At 50.9% G+C, this 17,696-nt stretch carries 15 protein-coding genes; 10 read left to right on the forward strand and 5 right to left on the reverse strand.

Annotated features, from left to right (window positions below):
• Nucleotides 1-111 precede the first annotated feature (111 nt).
• The 7 genes from B5F29_RS03360 to B5F29_RS03390 all read left to right on the forward strand — a co-directional run bounded on the left by B5F29_RS03360 (nt 112) and on the right by B5F29_RS03390 (nt 9,541).
• Nucleotides 112-795 (forward strand): ABC transporter ATP-binding protein, encoded by a 684-nt coding sequence (locus B5F29_RS03360; protein ID WP_087153270.1) that lies wholly within the window; start codon nt 112-114, stop codon nt 793-795.
• On the forward strand, nt 792-2,603 hold the full coding sequence (locus B5F29_RS03365; protein ID WP_087153271.1) for an ABC transporter permease: 1,812 nt from the start codon (nt 792-794) through the stop codon (nt 2,601-2,603). The genes B5F29_RS03360 and B5F29_RS03365 overlap by 4 nt, the downstream gene beginning before the upstream one ends.
• A gap of 135 nt (nt 2,604-2,738) precedes the next feature.
• Nucleotides 2,739-3,698 carry an ABC transporter ATP-binding protein gene (locus B5F29_RS03370; protein ID WP_087153272.1) on the forward strand — a complete coding sequence of 320 codons (960 nt, stop codon included), beginning with the start codon at nt 2,739-2,741 and terminating at the stop codon, nt 3,696-3,698.
• Between the two features lie 22 nt (nt 3,699-3,720).
• Nucleotides 3,721-4,830, forward strand: coding sequence for an ABC transporter substrate-binding protein (locus B5F29_RS03375; protein ID WP_087153273.1), 1,110 nt, complete (start codon nt 3,721-3,723; stop codon nt 4,828-4,830).
• Nucleotides 4,831-4,846: 16 nt separating this feature from the next.
• Nucleotides 4,847-6,508: an ABC transporter permease gene (locus B5F29_RS03380; protein ID WP_087153274.1), complete on the forward strand. Its 1,662-nt coding sequence runs from the start codon at nt 4,847-4,849 to the stop codon at nt 6,506-6,508.
• 82 nt (nt 6,509-6,590) lie between these two features.
• Complete coding sequence (locus B5F29_RS03385) at nt 6,591-7,877, forward strand: 2-hydroxyacyl-CoA dehydratase subunit D (RefSeq protein WP_087153275.1); 1,287 nt, start codon at nt 6,591-6,593, stop codon at nt 7,875-7,877.
• Nucleotides 7,871-9,541, forward strand: coding sequence for an acyl-CoA dehydratase activase (locus tag B5F29_RS03390; protein WP_087153276.1), 1,671 nt, complete (start codon nt 7,871-7,873; stop codon nt 9,539-9,541). The genes B5F29_RS03385 and B5F29_RS03390 overlap by 7 nt, the downstream gene beginning before the upstream one ends.
• 57 nt (nt 9,542-9,598) lie before the next feature.
• Here the strand turns inward: B5F29_RS03390 and B5F29_RS03395 are convergent, their stop codons facing one another.
• On the reverse strand, nt 9,599-10,900 hold the full coding sequence (locus B5F29_RS03395) for an MATE family efflux transporter (RefSeq protein ID WP_087153277.1): 1,302 nt from the start codon (nt 10,898-10,900) through the stop codon (nt 9,599-9,601).
• Between the two features lie 245 nt (nt 10,901-11,145).
• On the opposite strand from B5F29_RS03395, the gene B5F29_RS03400 reads away from it, so the two are divergent.
• The gene (locus B5F29_RS03400) at nt 11,146-12,096 is read left to right on the forward strand and encodes a Gfo/Idh/MocA family protein (RefSeq protein WP_087153278.1); all 951 of its coding nucleotides are present in this window, start codon (nt 11,146-11,148) and stop codon (nt 12,094-12,096) included.
• A 75-nt stretch (nt 12,097-12,171) separates the two neighbouring features.
• Here B5F29_RS03400 and B5F29_RS03405 read toward each other — a convergent pair whose 3' ends face one another.
• The 4 genes from B5F29_RS03405 to B5F29_RS03420 all read right to left on the reverse strand — a co-directional run bounded on the left by B5F29_RS03405 (nt 12,172) and on the right by B5F29_RS03420 (nt 15,477).
• Nucleotides 12,172-12,681: a helix-turn-helix domain-containing protein gene (locus B5F29_RS03405; RefSeq protein ID WP_087153279.1), complete on the reverse strand. Its 510-nt coding sequence runs from the start codon at nt 12,679-12,681 to the stop codon at nt 12,172-12,174.
• 74 nt (nt 12,682-12,755) lie between these two features.
• Nucleotides 12,756-13,949, reverse strand: coding sequence for an MFS transporter (locus B5F29_RS03410; RefSeq protein ID WP_087153280.1), 1,194 nt, complete (start codon nt 13,947-13,949; stop codon nt 12,756-12,758).
• Nucleotides 13,922-14,794 (reverse strand): helix-turn-helix domain-containing protein, encoded by an 873-nt coding sequence (locus B5F29_RS03415; RefSeq protein ID WP_242955565.1) that lies wholly within the window; start codon nt 14,792-14,794, stop codon nt 13,922-13,924. Before B5F29_RS03415 ends, B5F29_RS03410 begins: the two co-directional genes overlap by 28 nt.
• An 80-nt stretch (nt 14,795-14,874) precedes the next feature.
• Nucleotides 14,875-15,477: a helix-turn-helix domain-containing protein gene (locus B5F29_RS03420; RefSeq protein WP_087153281.1), complete on the reverse strand. Its 603-nt coding sequence runs from the start codon at nt 15,475-15,477 to the stop codon at nt 14,875-14,877.
• Between the two features lie 190 nt (nt 15,478-15,667).
• Between B5F29_RS03420 and B5F29_RS03425 the strand changes: the two genes are divergently transcribed.
• The gene (locus B5F29_RS03425; protein WP_087153282.1) at nt 15,668-16,387 is read left to right on the forward strand and encodes a LytR/AlgR family response regulator transcription factor; all 720 of its coding nucleotides are present in this window, start codon (nt 15,668-15,670) and stop codon (nt 16,385-16,387) included.
• Entirely contained in the window at nt 16,384-17,685 is a 1,302-nt protein-coding gene (locus tag B5F29_RS03430) for a GHKL domain-containing protein (protein ID WP_087153283.1), read from the forward strand. Before B5F29_RS03425 ends, B5F29_RS03430 begins: the two co-directional genes overlap by 4 nt.
• Nucleotides 17,686-17,696 lie beyond the last annotated feature (11 nt).

A 17,696-nucleotide genomic window follows, 5' to 3' on the forward strand; every position in this document is an offset into this window, starting at 1 on the left:
GCCATTATTTTGTGAGGCGGCAATTCCTACAAAATTGCAGGCTGCATGTCATCCGGCAGTAGGGAAAAAGTGTTACTCTTTCCATATCGAAAGCAGAAAGAGGTGTAAAAAGTGGAACTGTTGGAAGTTAAGAATGTTTCTAAAACATACGGAAAAGGGGAAGCGGCAGTGCGGGCGCTGAAAAAGGTCTCATTTTCTGTCCCCAAGGGTGAATTTGTGGCAGTGGTGGGAGAGTCCGGATCCGGAAAAAGTACGTTATTAAATATGATCGGAGCGCTAGACATGCCTACTTCAGGGAAGGTATTTATCGACGGCAAAGATATTTTTTCCATGAAAGAACGCAACCTGACCGTATTCCGCCGCAGGAATATCGGTTTTATCTTCCAGAGTTTTAATCTGATTCCGGAATTGACGGTAGAACAGAACATGATATTTCCGGTACTGCTGGATTACCAGAAACCAAACAGAAAGTATCTGGAAGAATTGCTGACGGTTCTGAACCTGAAAGAGCGCCGCCATCATCTGCCCGGCCAGCTGTCCGGAGGACAGCAGCAGCGGGTGGCCATCGGGCGCGCGCTGATCACCCGCCCGGCGCTGATCCTGGCGGATGAACCGACCGGCAATCTGGACACGCAGAATACCAGCGAGGTGATCGCTCTGTTGAAAGAAGCGTCCAGAAAATATGAGCAGACAATCGTGATGATTACGCACAGCCGGAGTATAGCCCAGACGGCGGACCGGATCCTGAGAGTATCGGACGGCGTGCTGACGGATTTCGGGAGGTGCCGCGAATGAAAAGCTATCTTGATCTGATTCCCATATCGGCGAGAGTACACAGGCGCCAGAACCGTATGACGCTTCTGTGTATTATCTTCGCCGTATTCATGGTGACGGCCATATTCAGCATGGCGGATATGGGTGTGAGGATGGAGCAGTCGCGGCTTGCAGACAAGCATAATGCCCTGACTCTTCAGGAAATCGGCAGCACCGCCATGGGTCAGACACTCCTTGTCACCGCGGCAGTTCTGTTTGTGCTCATACTGGCTGCGGGAGTGCTGATGATTTCCAGCAGCATCAACAGCAGTGTGGCCCAGCGGACGAGATTTTTCGGGATGATGCGCTGCATCGGGATGAGCAGGCGGCAGATTATCCGTTTCGTAAGGCTGGAAGCCCTGAACTGGTGCAGGACGGCGATCCCCATAGGTCTTGTACTGGGAGTCGCGGCTTCATGGGCACTGTGCGCGGCGCTCCGTTTCCTGGTAGGAGAGGAGTTTTCCAGGATTCCTCTTTTTGGCTTCAGCGCCGTCGGAATCATCAGCGGCATTGCCGTCGGCATCATTTCCGTGCTGCTGGCCGCCGGATCCCCTTCCAGACGGGCCGCGAAGGTACCGCCCGCCGCGGCTGTATCGGGCAATTCGGAAAATGGAAACGCAGGCCGGCGTCCGGTTCACGCGCGTTTTGTGAAGATCGAAACCGCGATGGGAATCCATCACGCTGTTTCCGCCGGGAAGAACCTGGTTCTTATGACAGGATCTTTCGCGCTCAGCATTATACTGTTCTTAAGCTTTTCTGTTCTGATCGATTTCGTCGGATATCTTATGCCTCAGTCAGCAGCGGCCTCGGATATAGATATATCCAGCGCGGACGGCGGCGGCACGGTCGATGCCGGGCTGCTGGAGGCGGTCAGCGTCATGGACGGCGTAAAAAGAGCATACGGCCGCCGGAGTTGGTTTGATGTTTCTGTGATTCTGAGAGGGGATACAGAATCTGCCCGTAAAGCGGATATGATTTCCTTTGACGATTTTGATCTGAAGAGTCTGAAGAAAGATGGAATGTTGAAGCGCGGCAGTGATTTGTCAAAAGTGTATGGAGACAGCCGGTATGTCCTGGCCACATGGGATCAGGACTGCGGCTGGGAAATTGGAGATACAGTTCTGATCGGAGATGAGGAACTGGAAATCGCGGGTCTTCTGAAATACGATCCGTTCAGCAGCGACGGGCTGACGGGTGGGAAGATCACGTTAATCACTTCAGATGAAACTTTTGTCCGTCTGACCGGAACGGAGGATTATTCTCTTATTATGGTGCAGACGAAAGGGAATATAACGGAGGAAGAAGTGGAAGCGCTCCGCGGCGCGGCAGGCAGTGAATGTATATTCAGTGACAGGCGTGAACAAAGTACCGGCGGTACTTATCTGGCCTTTGTGGTTGGAGTTTATAGTTTCCTGGCGATTATCGCACTGGTCACCGTGCTGAATATTGTCAATAGTATCTCCATGAGCGTATCCGCGAGGATAAAACAGTACGGCGCCATGCGGGCGGTGGGAATGGATGAACGCCAGGTGAGGAAAATGATCGCGGCCGAAGCATTTACTTATGCTTTCTGGGGCTGCGCGGTCGGCTGCGGGGCCGGGCTGCCGTTTGCCAGGCTGCTGTATGGTTTTCTGATCACCAGCCATTTCAGCTACGCGGTCTGGAGGGCGCCGGTTGGTTCCCTGGGGATCATACTGCTGCTTGTAATACTGTCTGTGTCGGCGGCAGTTTACGGGCCTGCAAAAAGGATACGGAATATGTCTGTGACGGAAACAATCAGTGAGTTATGATATTTAAAAGTATGGAAGAATGGAATCCCGCAAAGAAATTTGCGGGATTTCACATTATATTTACCAATCTTTTACAAGTTGCAGATAGAGGATTTTACATTCGTTTCGTAAAATCTTGTAATGAGGTGGCTGGATATGCGTATTAACATGAAAAATATTTCTAAATCTTATGACAAGGTGGATGTGATCAAAAATCTGGATCTGCAAATTGCAGATAAAGAATTTACTACACTGCTTGGCCCTTCAGGCTGTGGAAAGACAACGATTCTGCGTATGATCGCCGGGCTGGAAACTCCTACATCCGGCGAGATTTATTTCGATGATAAGTGCGTCTTTTCAGATAAGAAGGGAATCAATATTCCCCCGGAGAAAAGGAATATTGGATTTGTATTTCAGGACTTTGCACTGTGGCCTCATCTGACAGTTTTTGAAAATGTGGCGTTTGGCCTCCGGGCAAGACGGGATACAAAAAATATGGAGGAGCGCGTAATGCATGCGCTTAAGGCTGTAAGGCTGGAAGAGTACCGGGACAGATATCCGTCCCAGCTTTCCGGAGGCCAGCAGCAGAGAGTTGGTTTTGCCAGGGCGATCGTGACCAGGCCGGATTGTATTCTGTTCGATGAACCTTTATCTGCGTTGGACGCGATTCTCAGAGATGAGATGCGCATAGAAATTAAAAGGTTGACTGTGGAACTGGGTGTAACCGCGGTTTTTGTTACTCACGATCAGATGGAAGCCATGAGCATGAGCGACCGTATTGTAGTTTTAAATAAAGGAGCGATCGAGCAGCAGGGAAAACCGGAAGAGATCTATCAAAGCCCCAGTACTCCTTTTACAGCAAAGTTTATTGGAAAATCAAACTGGCTGGATCAAGATACAATGTTTCGTCCGGAGACAGCGAGCCTGGAAAAAAAAGATGGCTACAAAGAATATCGCGCAGTGGTGGATGGAGTCCAGTTCCTGGGAGAAAATTATCAGCTTTATCTGGATGCCGGGGGAAAACAGTGGATTATGGAATCCGCATGCAGATATGACATCGGTTCCGATGTATCTGTTTATATAAATGAGGATCAAATATTGACCTTTCAGAAATAAAAGACAACAGGAGGATCACACTATGAAAAAAAAGTTATTAGCAGCTTTTTTAATGACAGCTATGGGAGTCAGTCTTGTGGCCTGCAGTTCCAATGGCAGCAGCGCTGAGACAGCAGCCGATTCCGCGCAGACGGCTGAGGAGTCGGAAGGCGGCAGCGAAACGGATACGGAGTCAGCCGATGCAGAGACACAGGAGGACGCCGAGGACAGTTCGGATGAACTGAGCGGCACCCTGACTGTATATATGCCAAGCCCGACAGATCTGAATACCGCTTATGTAGATGGGTTTGAAAAGGCGACCGGCATCAAAGTGGAATTATTCGAGGGAACGACCGGAGAGATACAGGCCCGCCTGGAGGCAGAAAAGGATAATCCGGTGGCGGACGTGGTAGTCCTGGCATCCTGGTCAGACGGACTGGCGATGAAAGAAACGGGGCAGATTATGAGCTATCCGGAAGCGGAAAATGCAGATAAGCTTTATGACGGCTGGGTAGATGAAGACAATATGTTATTCGGCACCAGTGCTTCCGCTCTTGGCGTTATCTATAACACGACGCTGATCGACAGCCTGGATGCTGACTGGTCGGAACTGGTGGATGCAAAATACAAAGATATGATTGCTATTCCGGATCCGGAAAAATCAGGCTCCTGCAAAGATTTCCTTGCAGGGTATATGTACTCCACGGATAATGACTGGAGCGCCTGGGAGGGGATGGCTGAAAACGGCCTGATGGTGGCAGGCGCGAACAAGGCAGCTTTGGAGACGGTGACAACCGGAGAGAGAGCGATCCTTGTAGCCGGCGTCGATTACAATGCCTATTCAAATATTGATAAAGGAGAACCTCTGGCAATCTATTATCCGGCTTCCGGAACTGTGATCAATCCGAGACCGGCAATGATCATGAATACCAGCAAGAACGTAGAAAACGCCAAAGCATTTATTGATTATCTGATGTCCGATGAGGCGCAGCAGATGGTGGCGGACGCGTATCTGCTTCCGGGAAGAAGCGATATTACCTGCGATAACCGCACGAATGTATCCGATATTCCTACCTTCCAGGATCTTGACTGGAATGTGATGATGGAGAATTCCAGCGATATCGCGGCGAGATTAAACGAGTTATGTCAGTAAAGAGGTGCGGCAGGAAGTGAACAGAACAACAGATAAAAAACAGACGATTGTATATTTTACGATCTTTGTTATACTATTTGCATTAGTTATCCTTCCGGTCATTGTAGTATTCAGCGAAGCGGTCATTGTAGATGGCCGCTTTGATTTTAGCAATGCATTGCGGACGGTCATAGACAAGGAGAATTTAACTACGATTACCAATTCCCTGCTTCTTGGCGTGCTGGTTGTAATCGTCTCTACTATTATATCTACGCCGCTGGCGCTTTTGCTGGCGCGCACCAGATATGCCAGATGGAAGTGGCTCGATGTGGTTCTCATGATTCCCTTTATGACGCCGCCGTATATCTCCTCCATGGGCTGGATTTTGTTTATGCAGAAGAGGGGATTATTCCAGCAGCTGTTTCCCTGGACAGGAAGCGTCTCGGAGAGCTTCTTTTCTCTGGGAGGCCTGGTGCTTGTCATGAGCTTTCATGTGTCCCCGTTTATGACGACCATGCTTAAAAATGCTATTTTAAATATTGGCATGAATCTGGAAGAAAGCGCCGCTGTCAGCGGCGCGGGTTTTCTTTACCGCTTGAGGAGAGTGATGCTTCCTCTGCTGACCGGAAATTATGCGATTGCCATGCTGCTCGTATTTGTAAAAACGCTTTCTGAGTATGGAACTCCTTCTACCCTGGGAAATCGTATCGGATTTTATGTTTTCACGACGGATATTCACCGATATGCGTCTACCGCGCCGATTGATTTTGGAAAGGCGTCAAGCCTGTCCAGCATACTGATCATTATCTGTATGGTCATGTGGCTGGCGCAGAGCTATACTACCTCAAAACATACTTATAATCTGGTCGGAGGAAAAGGGAAAAAAGAAAGCCTGTACAGCTGCAGGCGGGCGGCGGAAGTGATCGGAGGCGTCTATATATTTCTGGTCGTAGCGGTCACAATAGGCGTTCCGTATTTTTCAGTGATTGCGACTTCTCTGATTAAACTAAGAGGGTATGGCCTGGCAGCGGGCAATTTTACATTTCAGCATTATGTAGAATTGTTTACGAAAAACAGCAAGGGATGGGAAGCGCTGGCGACCAGTACTTTCCTGGCAGTGGTATCTGCCACTATCGCCAGTATAATGGGAACGTTGATTGTCGTTCTGATTAAAAAAGCCGGAAGATGGAAAAAGGTAATAGAAGGAGAAGCTCTTCTGCCGGAGATGCTGCCCAATATTGTACTTGTGATCGGGATGATGTTGTTCTGGAATAAGATATATAAGCTGCTGCCATTATATAATACGCTCGGTTTTATGGTATTGGTATATGTGGTGATGTTTCTGCCGTATTCCATACAATATGTCAGCTCTGCGATCATGCAAACCGGAGATTCTCTGATGGAAGCGGGAAAAGTGTGCGGGGGAAACCGGTCCTATGTTTTCCTGCATGTGACACTGCCGCTGATTATGCGGGGCGTAATGCAGGGATGGATGATGATTTTTATTATTGTATTTCGGGAACTGGTCGCTGCCAGCCTGATCTCTCCGCCTAATGTACAGACGGTATCCACTTTTATCGTGCGGGAATTTGAACAAGGCAGCGCCTCGGTAGCGATGGCTATGGCGTTAATCTGTGTGGTGATCACAACGACACTGCTGATTATTTTGAACAATGTGATTGGTAAAAAGAAATATTAACGCTTCTGGAAATCCCTCCAAAAATGTAGTATAGTATCCTGTTGTGAGTTGATTTTGATTTATTATATATGGAGGGATCGATATGTGGATTGCAGACAAATATATTGATTACGTAAGAGAACAGACCATAGAAAATCCCGGCCAGAGCTGGGGCAGGATGCTGCTGGGATTTCAGGCAAACAAGCTCCGGACCAAACTGCTTCCGAAAAAAGAGATCTCAAAAGGCTACCAGAAGCTGGAGGCTTTGATGATGTCTTTTGTGGCGGATTCACTCTGCCGGCCGGACAGCTATGTATGGGGAAATATCTTTTCGCCCTGTGAGATCATGCAGTGTTTTGGCCTCAGCACTTTATCTATTGAATGTCTGTCCTGCTATCTGAGCGGATATCGCCTGGAAGACTATTTTATTGATTATGCGCAGAATACAGGCATCGCGCCCACGCTGTGTTCCTATCATAAAACGTTTGTGGGGGCCATTGACAGCGGCGCTGTGCCGGCGCCCCAGTACGCGGTGACCACCTCTCTTTCCTGCGACGGCAATCTGAATACTTTCCGCTATCTGGAAAAGAAAAAAGGAGTGCCGTTTACTTTTCTGGATGTGCCGTATGGGGATGACGAGGCGTCGGTGGATTATCTGGCAGGGCAGCTTCGGGACTTTGCCGGAGAGCTGGAACGGCGTTTCGGGAAAACATTTGACGAGGAGAAGCTGAAAGAAAACATACGTATCGAGAATGAGACAAGAAAAGAACTGATGCGTTTCTTCCGGCTCCAGAGTGAATATTATTATCCGGGAGAGCTGATCAGCCATCTGTATATGATGATGGGCATGCACCTGCTGATCGGTACCCGGGAATTCCTGGATCTGGTCCGTTTTATGATCGATGAGATCCAGACCTATCCGAAATTTGAGGGGAAAAAGATCCTGTGGGTGCATCTTCTTCCTTTCTATCAGGAGAGCCTGCAGCAATATTTTAATACGAACCAGAAATATCAGATCATCGCCAGCGATATTATCCTGGACTCTGTGGAGGAGATGGACGCGGAGAAACCGTTCCATGCACTGGCGCGCAAGATCATCCATAATGCCTATAACGGGTCTTATTCACACAGAGCGGAGCTGGTCTGCGGACTGACCGATACGCTGCGTCCGGACGCGGTGATCCAGTTCTGCCACTGGGGCTGCAAGCAGTCTTCCGGCGGAAGCATTCTTCTGAAAGAAAAAATGCAGGAACTGGAGATCCCCATGTTAATACTGGACGGCGACGGCATTGATAAAAGGAACAGCCATGACGGGCAGATCAAGACCCGCCTGGAAGCATTCCTGGAGATGCTGGACTCTGAAGAAAAGGAGCGGGAAGAGGTATGTTAGGTTATATATGCAAATATGCTCCGGTAGAGATTTTTGAGTCCATGGGCGTGGAGATGAAGCGGATCGAGCCGGATGTGACAAATTTTAACCAGGCGGAGATCAGGATGCATCCCAACATCTGCAGCTTTGCCAAGGGCGTGCTGGAGGATGTGATGAGCAGCGACTATGAAGGCGTCATTCTCACCACGTGCTGTGACAGCATCCGCCGTCTTTATGACGTGCTCAGAGAAGAATATCCGGGGAAATTTATCTATATGCTGGATACCCCCAGGATCACGAAGGACGCCGGAATCAGTCTCTATGAGCAGCGGATCCGGGCGATGATCCGCTCCTATGAGGAATTTTCCGGAAAAACCTTTGATGAAGAGATTTTTCGTGAGTATATAAAGGGAAAAAATGAAGAACAGCAGATTGCTGTGCGCGCAGGCGCGCTTAATATCGGCATCCTGGGAGCCAGGGCAAATAAAAACATCGCGGAGATTCTGAAAACAAAGGGCGCCAATGTGGCGTTTGATCTGACCTGTACCGGTCTTGGGCGTAAGGCGGTCTATGAAGAACAGGATCCGATGACCGGATATGTAGGCGGTCTTCTGAGTCAATTTCCCTGTATGCGGATGGAGCAGGCGTCCAACCGGGACGAACTGATCCGGCGCTTTGCGGACAGTGTGGACGGTGTAATCTATCATACGGTCCAGTTCTGCGACAATTATGCCTATGAGTATGCATGGCTGAAAAGCTGGCTGAAAAAGCCGCTATTGCTTCTGGAGACGGATTATACCAGACAGAGTTACGGGCAGATCCTGACCCGTATCGAAGCGTTTCTGGAGTCACTTAAGCCGGATGTACAGAGAATTCAAAGACAGACGAAGGGAGAGAACGCCATGTATGTGCTGGGAATAGACAGCGGTTCCACATCTACCAACGCGGTGATCATGGACCGGGACAGAAAGATTAAAGCATTTTCTGTAGTGCGTACCGGGGCAAAATCCGGTGTCAGCGCGCAGAAAGCGCTGGATGAAGTGCTGCAGCGCGCGGGCCTTGCGAGGGATGATATATCCTGGATTGTATCCACCGGGTATGGCCGGGTCAGCATTGAGTTTGCGGACGAGAATGTGACGGAGATCAGCTGCCACGGGAAAGGAACCCATTATTTTAACCCGAAGATCCGTACGATCCTGGATATCGGAGGACAGGACAGTAAAGCGATTCATCTGAATGAAAAGGGAGAGGTGAAGGACTTTGTCATGAATGACAAATGCGCTGCCGGAACCGGACGCTTTCTGGAGATGATCGCCCGTACGCTGGAAGTCAGTCTGGACGAGCTGGGAGCCATCGCGCTGACGTCTGCGGAGAAGATCGAGATCACCAGCATGTGCTCTGTGTTCGCGGAGTCGGAGGTAATCTCACTGATCGCCAACAATAAGGAAAAGGCGGATATCGCCGACGGAGTATGCCATGCCATCGCCAACAAGGCGTTCGGACTTCTGCGCCGCGTAGGGCTGGAACCGGATTTCATGATGACCGGAGGTGTGGCGAAGAATCCGGGCGTCGTCCGCGCGGTGGAAGAGAAGATCGGCGCGAAGCTGTATATCTGCGAGGAGCCGGAGATCGTAGGGGCCACGGGAGCAGCCCTGTACGCGCTGGAGAGGATCTCTGCGAAATAAAATATGTGAACGCACAAGGGGCGCTGCATGCTGAAGCAGCGCCTCATTTTTTATTATTTAGGGAGAGACGGCGATTTTTTTATTTTCCGCGGTCTTTAATGCCAGGGCAAGGCACGCGGTCAGGATCTGCGACAGTACCACGCTCCACCATACGCCTGTCTGCCCCAGGACAAGGGGAAGGAGAAACAGCAGGATCAGCAGCAGGGCTGGTTCCGCGTAGACGCAGAGATAGGAATAGAGATTGTTCTCTGTGGCGTAGAACCCGGAGGTCGTGATCCTGGAAAACGCATAGAAGATAAGTCCGAATAAAAAGATCGGAAGGACCTGGACCACCATCGCGCTGACGTCGTCCGAGGACCCGAACAGTACTCCCAGTCCGGACCGGGCGGCGAACAGTACCGCGTTGCTGAGCAGAGCCAGGCCGACGGCGCAGATATAGGCAGTCTTACGCATCCGGCGGACCAGATCCGTCTTTCCTTCTCCATAATACTGGCTCAGGAGCGGCTGTACTCCGTCTCCTACGCCCTGCATTAACATCTGGACAATGGTGAGGGCGTAAGCGATGCAGGCGTAACAGGCCACAGCCATGGCCCCGCCGTTAACCATGGAAAAACGGTTGATCAGCATAAGAGAGATCATGGGAGAGAGCGTCAGGCCAAAGGGAGCGACGCCGATCTTCCATATATTTCCGGCCATCTTGCCGAAACCGGCCAGAGATCCGGTGACGGGCAGCCGGCTGTAAATCAGATAGGCAAACGCCAGCACTGTCGTGACAGCCTGTCCGAGGATGGTTGCGAGGGCAGCTCCGGCGGTTCCCATATCCCACACCCATACGAACAGATAGTCCAGCAGGATGTTGGACAGGAAACCGGACATCATAGTGATCAGCGCGAAAAAGGAACTGCTGTTATTCCGTATAAAAGGAACGATACCGGTAGCCAGGATCTGAAAGACGGCGCCCAGTACGATCACATCCAGATAGTCTTTGCCCAGCGTCAGGATATCGCCCCTGGCCCCGAACAGCCGCAGGACTGGTCCGGTCAGAAAGAAAAAGAAGGCTGTGGTGAGCATGCTTGAGATGAGAAGGAGCAGCAGGGTGGCGCGAATATACTTTCCGGCCGGATCCGGTCCTTCTGTCTCTTTCCGGACTGTCCAAAGCACCGCTCCGCCCATACCGATGCCTGTGCCTACAGACTGCATAAGGGATACAACGGGAAACGCGATATTGATGGCGGACAGGCCGGCATCGCCCATGCTGTGGCCTACGAAAAAACCGTCCACGATGGCGTAGACCCCGGACAGGGCGAAAGCCAGCACGGAAGGCGCGACATATTTCAGGAATATTCTGTATTGGTTCATTTGGACTCCTCCAGAAATTTTTTCATTGTGCTGTTAAAAAGATCGATGGTCTTCAGCATCTGCGGGATGCAGAGACTATTATATAGATAAGATACTATTTGTCAACGAAAAAAGTGTAGATATTTCTGCAGAGAGGACTTATGATATGATAAAGGAACAATGCCGACAGAATCTGTAAAAAACGGCGGCAGTTCTGTGGTGATTACAGGAGAAACGAAAAGAAGTACAGAAAAAGGAGAACGGATATGAGAATCGGAACCATCGGTACCGGCGTGATCGTCCGGCACATATTGAAAGGGGTAGAACGCACGGAAGGGATATGCTGCGAAGCGGTGTATTCCAGAAAAGAAGAGACGGGAAGAAAGCTGGCAGATGAATTCGGAGTGAAAAAAGTGTATACAGATCTGGACGCCATGTGCCAGGACGAGGCAATCGATTTTATCTATGTGGCATCGCCCAACAGCCTCCATTATGAGCAGGCAAAGAAGGCGCTGGGCTATGGGAAGAACGTCATCTGTGAAAAGCCTTTTACGCCCACGGCTGCGGAAGCGGAGGAACTGATCCGTATGGCGAAGGATCGGCATCTGTTCCTGTTTGAAGCGGTCACGACACTGTATCATCCGCATTATTCATGGATTCGCAGCCATATGGCGGATGTGGGAGATCTGAAAATGATTTCCTGTACTTTCTGCCAGTATTCCAGCCGTTATGACCAGCTGAAAGCCGGAGAAGTTACCAATATTTTTGACCCGGAATTTGCCGGCGGCAGTTTAATGGATATTAATGTGTATAATATTCATTTTATTGTGGGTCTTCTGGGCCGGCCGGATCAGGTGGAATATCTCGCAGGACACCACGGGAACGGCGTCGATATCCATGGAATCCTCGTGATGCGTTATGGGGATGTGATCTGTCAGTGCACCGGCGCGAAAGATACCTGGTGCGAGAACAGCGCACAGATTATGGGAGACCAGGGATATATCCGGGTGACTCCCTGCAGCAACAATCTTCAGGAAGCGCGTTTAGTACGAAAAGGGACCGAGGATCTGACAGTGAAAGTGGACGGCGACCAGTGGTTCTATGAAGTGCAGGAACTGGCGCGCCTGGTGGAGCAGAAAGATTATGAGACTTGTTACAGGAACCTGGACAATACTCTGGAAGTGGTCAGGATTCTGGAGAAATGCAGAGGGAACTGAATCGTCCCCTCTGTATTCCTCTATATTCCTTTTGGAAAGTTTTCGGTTTGCCCATAAACTTTCAAGTTCAAAGCTTCATTCTTTTTTCCGTGTTAAGAAAATCCCAATGACTGCAATAATAAAGATAATCGGCGCTGTCCTGACAAAGAGCCATTCAAACGAGTGAAAAGCCACTCCGAGAACGGCGGTTTCAGGGTCGCTGTAATCCCAACCCAGATAAGGACTATTCAATATTGCCAGAGCCGCAAAAACCATTACTATAATTACACATAATGAAGTAAGCAGCCAACGAATCATTTTCCTTCTTGTGGTTTTTCTCTGTGCCAGCTGCAGATTTATCACCTCTAGTTTTTCGGAAATGGCTTTTAAGTTATCAGCCTCCGCTTGAATAACCGTTTCTCCCAGCAGCGTGCTTACAGGTGTTTCAAGCACTTCCGATATGGAGATTAACATATCAGAGTCGGGAACCGACAAACCTTGCTCCCATTTGGAAATGGTTTGCCGCACGACATTCAGTTTGACGGCAAGCTCCTGCTGCGAAAGTCCTTTTGATTTTCTGATTGCTTTAATATTTTCATTGAGCATCAGGGACAGTCTCCTTTCTTTCCATCGTTACCGTTATTGTAGTCTGAATCGCCCGTTGCCGCAAGCAACGCATCTTAACATCTACGTTTTGCAGGATATTTTATGGCACAAGAGCATTTACCCAGACCAATTAAGGCTGCCCCGGAAAGAGCCATGAGGATACGCAAAGGGATATGATCCGCCAGCGGGCCGAAGACTGCCATGCCAAGAGGCATAAAGCCGGAATACATGGAACTGAAAAGCCCGAAAATGCGCCCTTGCATAGAAGCCCCTGTTCTTTCCTGCAGGAGAGTGGTCAGAGCGGTCTGTACGCCGGCCAGCGCGACGCCGTAGATGCCCATCAGAAGCAGGTAAGGAAGAAAGCGGCTGGAAACAGCCATCAGGATGGCCATGGTTCCAAAGACCGTCAGACTGTTCCGGAGAGCGTACGCCTTTTTCCGGGATTGTCCCCTGCATGCTGCCAGGAGTCCGCCTGCGGTCATGCCTGCGAATCCGGCCAGCTCGACAGCGGTCAGGTATCCGTAGGATTCGCCGTAGACTCTGCTGACAAAGAGACCGGACAGATAACCGGCGGGAACGCAGAGAAATACAAAGCCTCCGTAAATCAGCAAAAGCGTGCCCACGTCCCGGTGGGAAACGGCATAAGAGATTCCGCTTTTCAATTCCTGAAAGGCGGATGTTTTTTTCTCCGGAGGTCTCCGGAAAGGAATCGGAACCAGGCACAGCAGGCCGATCCCCAGCACTGCGGTCAGAACATCAATCAGAAGCGTACTGCGCAGGGAAAAGGAGACTAATACGGCTCCGGCAGCCGCAGGCGCCGCAAACTGTACCAGGGATTGTAAGGCCGCGTTGATGCCGTTTACACGCATCAGCTGTTCTTCCGGAACCAGCCGGGGCAGGACGGCATGGACTGTCGGAGTCTGGATCCCTGCCCCCAGAGAGCGGACCGCCGACATGAGAAGCAGCAGGAAAAGCAGGATGGTCGGATCCTGGATATGGGGGATCGCCGCGGCCATGGCCAGCGTGACCGCGGCGATGGCAGCATCCGCCCCCGTGATCAGCCATTTCCTGGGGAAACGGTCTGCCCAGACACCGCCCCAGAAAGAGACGAGAAACTGGGGAAAGTAGGAGCAGACGCTGAAAGCGGCGACCCAGACGCCGGATGAAGTCAGCAAAGTAGCGTACCAGACGACTGCCATCTGAACCAGTGTGGATCCGAAGAGCGTGACGCTCTGGCTGATCAGAAATAAAATGACTTTCTTGTGCATGTGAATTCCTCCTGAGGTGATAGAGGAAGGAGGAAACGCTGGGTGGGATAATCGTATTCCGTGAGCAGGCAATCCGGGAGAAAACCCAGGCGGAGCAGATCCCGGCGGTATCCCGGATCGGCTTTGTCCTGATCCCGGTAGGTCGTGATCTGGAACCGGCGGCAGTACGGATATTCCATGTGCAGTCTCTCCAGAAAGGCAGAAAAGATATTCTGCTTTCGGTACTGCGGATGGATGCCGATAAAGTCGATGGCAGCGGATTCCGGGGAAAAGATCAGGATCCCTGCCGCCTGTCCAGCGTCTTCCCATAGGAAAGCGCGCTGTTCGGCGATGCTTTTCCGCAGATCCGGCAGATATCCCTGCTCGGTAAGATATGGATATCCGCCGACAGTCTGCCAGACCAGTTCCATCCAGGCCGGGATGTCTTCCGGATTTGCCGGACGGATCTTATCCGGAGAGCATATATTTCCTGAGATCTCACGGCGGAGTGAAAAAGGCATCTGCAGAGGATAGAAATTCCCCCGTCTGCGGTATTCTGCCGGAGAAAGCTTGTACATTTCCCGGAAAGCAGTGGTAAATGCCCGCTGGCTTTCGTAACCGCACTCAAGCGCAATATCCAGGATCGGCGCGCCGGCGCCGGCGAGCTTTCCGGCGGCTTCTGTGAGCCGCCGTCTCCGCACATATTCGTGCACAGAGATGCCGACAACTTCAGAAAAAATCCGGTGCAGATGGTATTTAGAATAGTGCGCAGCGGCCGCCACCTGGTCCAGGTCCAGCCGGGATTCCAGGTGGGATTCTATATATTCGACTGCGGCGCCGATGCCCGCAAACATCTGATCCGTCATGGCGGCCTCCTTCCTTCAGAAAGTATAGCGGAAACAGAAAGGGATTGTTTCATGAATCTTGCGCAATCCGGAGGGGTTTGTCATAAGATCGGAATATTTGACAAAAGTATTTGAACGGCTGCCGCGACGGCGAACGCATCAATGACGCATATAATGATCCTGACAGGTCCGGGCATGCAGTCAAATCTTTTGCTCTTTTTTCTCTGTTCAAATTTCCCCAGCAGTCCGGTCGTATATAAGGGAATCAAAAGGGTTGTAACATAGATCAGCGTCTGACAGTACACGTATATACTTTCCAATATGGCATTCTGCAGGGCAGCGCCTGTTGTGTCAAGAAGAAAATATACTGCAAGCGCGCAGACTCCCATGAGGCTAAGATTTCGTATGTTTTTGATAAGGGTCTCTTTTTCGGTTCCTGCATAGTCCGACATTTTTTCAGCAACTTCTTTTACTTCTCTTTCCATATTCTCGCTTTTCCTTTCTCCATCGATGATTTCAGGAATACTTACATTATAAAACTCTGCCAGTTCGACCAGCAGGCTGATGTCCGGCATGTTGTTTCCGGTTTCCCAACGTGAGACAGTTCGTCCGGATATATTCAGCCTTTCTGCAAGTTGTTCCTGAGTAAGATTTTTTGCCTTCCGAAGTTCTTTCAGAAAACGTCCTGTTTTTTGCTGGTCCATTTTTTAACCTTCTTTACTCACAGGATAAAGCGTAATGTCTGGTTTTTACACGACACAAAGCGAGAAAATGCTGCTTTGGATGCCGGACGGCATTGTCGGATGAGAAAATTGTCACGTACTATTATACAGTACAGGTGTTTCAAAAGTATATAAAGATGAGTATAATGAAAACAGACAGGAGGTGACAGACATGATCCGTATTGCGGTCTGCGACGATGAGGAAAATACGGCGCGTCTCCATCAGGACAAGATCCGTGAAATCTTAAGTGAAAACCGGACGGTCTATGAGACGGCGCTTTATACGCGCAGCGACAATCTTCTCTCCGACATCACGGAGGACGGTTTCTTTTATGATATTCTGCTGCTGGATATTGAGATGCCGGGGACCGATGGGATGGAGATGGCGGAAAAGATCCGTCCGTATCTGCCGGATGTGAAGATCATATTTATCACATCTCATATAGAGTATGCCATCGATGCTTATGAACTGTCCGTTTTCCGCTATGTTCCGAAGAATGATCTGGACCGGAGGCTTCCCGCTGCCATTCTGGATGCGGTGAAGCTGCTGGAACTGGAGGCGGATCGGGTCTATACGATCCGGACGAACAGCCGTCTGGAGCGTATCCCTTATAAATCCATTTATTATATTGAAAGGGACGGCAAAAACGCGGCCATTGTCACCGCCGCAGGCGTGTCGAAAGTGCGCCGGACCCTGGCGCAGATTCATGAGGAACTGGACGCGGAGGAATTTATCTATATTGACCGGGGATGCATCGTCAATCTGATCCATATTGCGCAGGTGAAGGGGAATACGGCAGTCCTGAAAGACGGATCGGTCCTGCCGGTGAGCCGTTCCCATCTGCAGTCTGTGAAGGAGGAGATCAACCGGTACTGGGGGAGTCATATATGATCCATGCGTTTTTTCTGATATCGGAGATCCTGACCGGGACCATGCGTATGGCGGCGGGATTTTTCCTGGCGTCCCGTATACTGGGAATGGATCGGCCGGGAAAGAGAGCGGTCCTGGCAGGTACAGCGGGAACGGTGGTCCTGTCGGCGGTTCTGGCGGTAACCGGGGTGCCGTTATCACTGCGTATCACCTTGGAAAGTCTCTGGATGACAGCGTATGAAAAGAGAAGCTGCGGAGCAGATGTGCGCCAGGGTCTGTTTGTGAATATATTCTATGAGATTGGTTTTTCTCTCTGGATCTTTCTGGCGGAAGCGGGTGCGGAACTGGTGCAGGCGGCGGCAGGGCTGCCGGTATCTGCCGGGTATTCAGGGATAGCGGCGGGCTGGACGGTCGGCATAGCGGCGGCGGGATTATGCCTGTACATAAGGCGGCATCCGGATCTGAGGGAAAAGGATGGGTTCCGCCTGGCGTCGGGGCTGGCGATCCTGGGCTTCGTGGGTACGATATCGCTTTCGGAACAGAGCATGCTTGCCATCTCCGGCGATACGCTGGACGTCTGGATGATTTTGTCTCTGATCTGTATGATCGCCATCCTGATTTTCCGGATGCGCAGACAGTATGAGGTGGAACGGGAACTGGCAGAGGTGAAAGCAGAGCAGGCAGAGCTTCTGGAAAGGGACTATACGGAGCTGAGCCGGCTGTACGGGGCGAACGCCAGGCTGTTTCATGATTTTCACAATCACATCGGAGTACTGCAGCGGTTTCTGGATACAGGAAAATATGAAGAAGCGCGTCATTATCTGAATGAACTACAGCAGCCGGTCCGGAATCTGACGGAACAGTCCTGGACCGGCGATGAGGCGGCGGATTACCTGATAGGCAGCAAGAAAGCGGAAGCCGAAGCGGCGGGGATCCGGATGCGGGTTCAGGCGGAGTATCCAAGACACGCGAATCTGCAGAGCGCGGATCTGTGCGCGGTATTGGGGAACCTTCTGGACAACGCGCTGGAGGCTGCAGAGAAAGTACCGGAGCCGGATCAGAGACAGGTAGCGCTTACCATCCGCCGGATTCACCGGATGCTGGTGGTGAAAGTGGAAAATACGTTTGCCGGAAAGCCGATGGAGAAGGACGGACATCTGGTGTCCACCAAATCCGGACAGGGACTGCACGGCTGGGGAATCCGAAGCGTGCAGGCCGCGGCGGAGAAATACGACGGGACGGTGCGGACCTCCTGTGAGGGAAATATTTTCCGGGCGGTCGTGACGCTCTCTTTTCCGGATCTGCGTGAAAAAACGTAGCTCCTATTCAT

The sequence above is a fragment of the Lachnoclostridium sp. An196 genome (genome assembly GCF_002160135.1).
Lineage (GTDB): Bacteria > Bacillota > Clostridia > Lachnospirales > Lachnospiraceae > Hominiventricola > Hominiventricola avistercoris.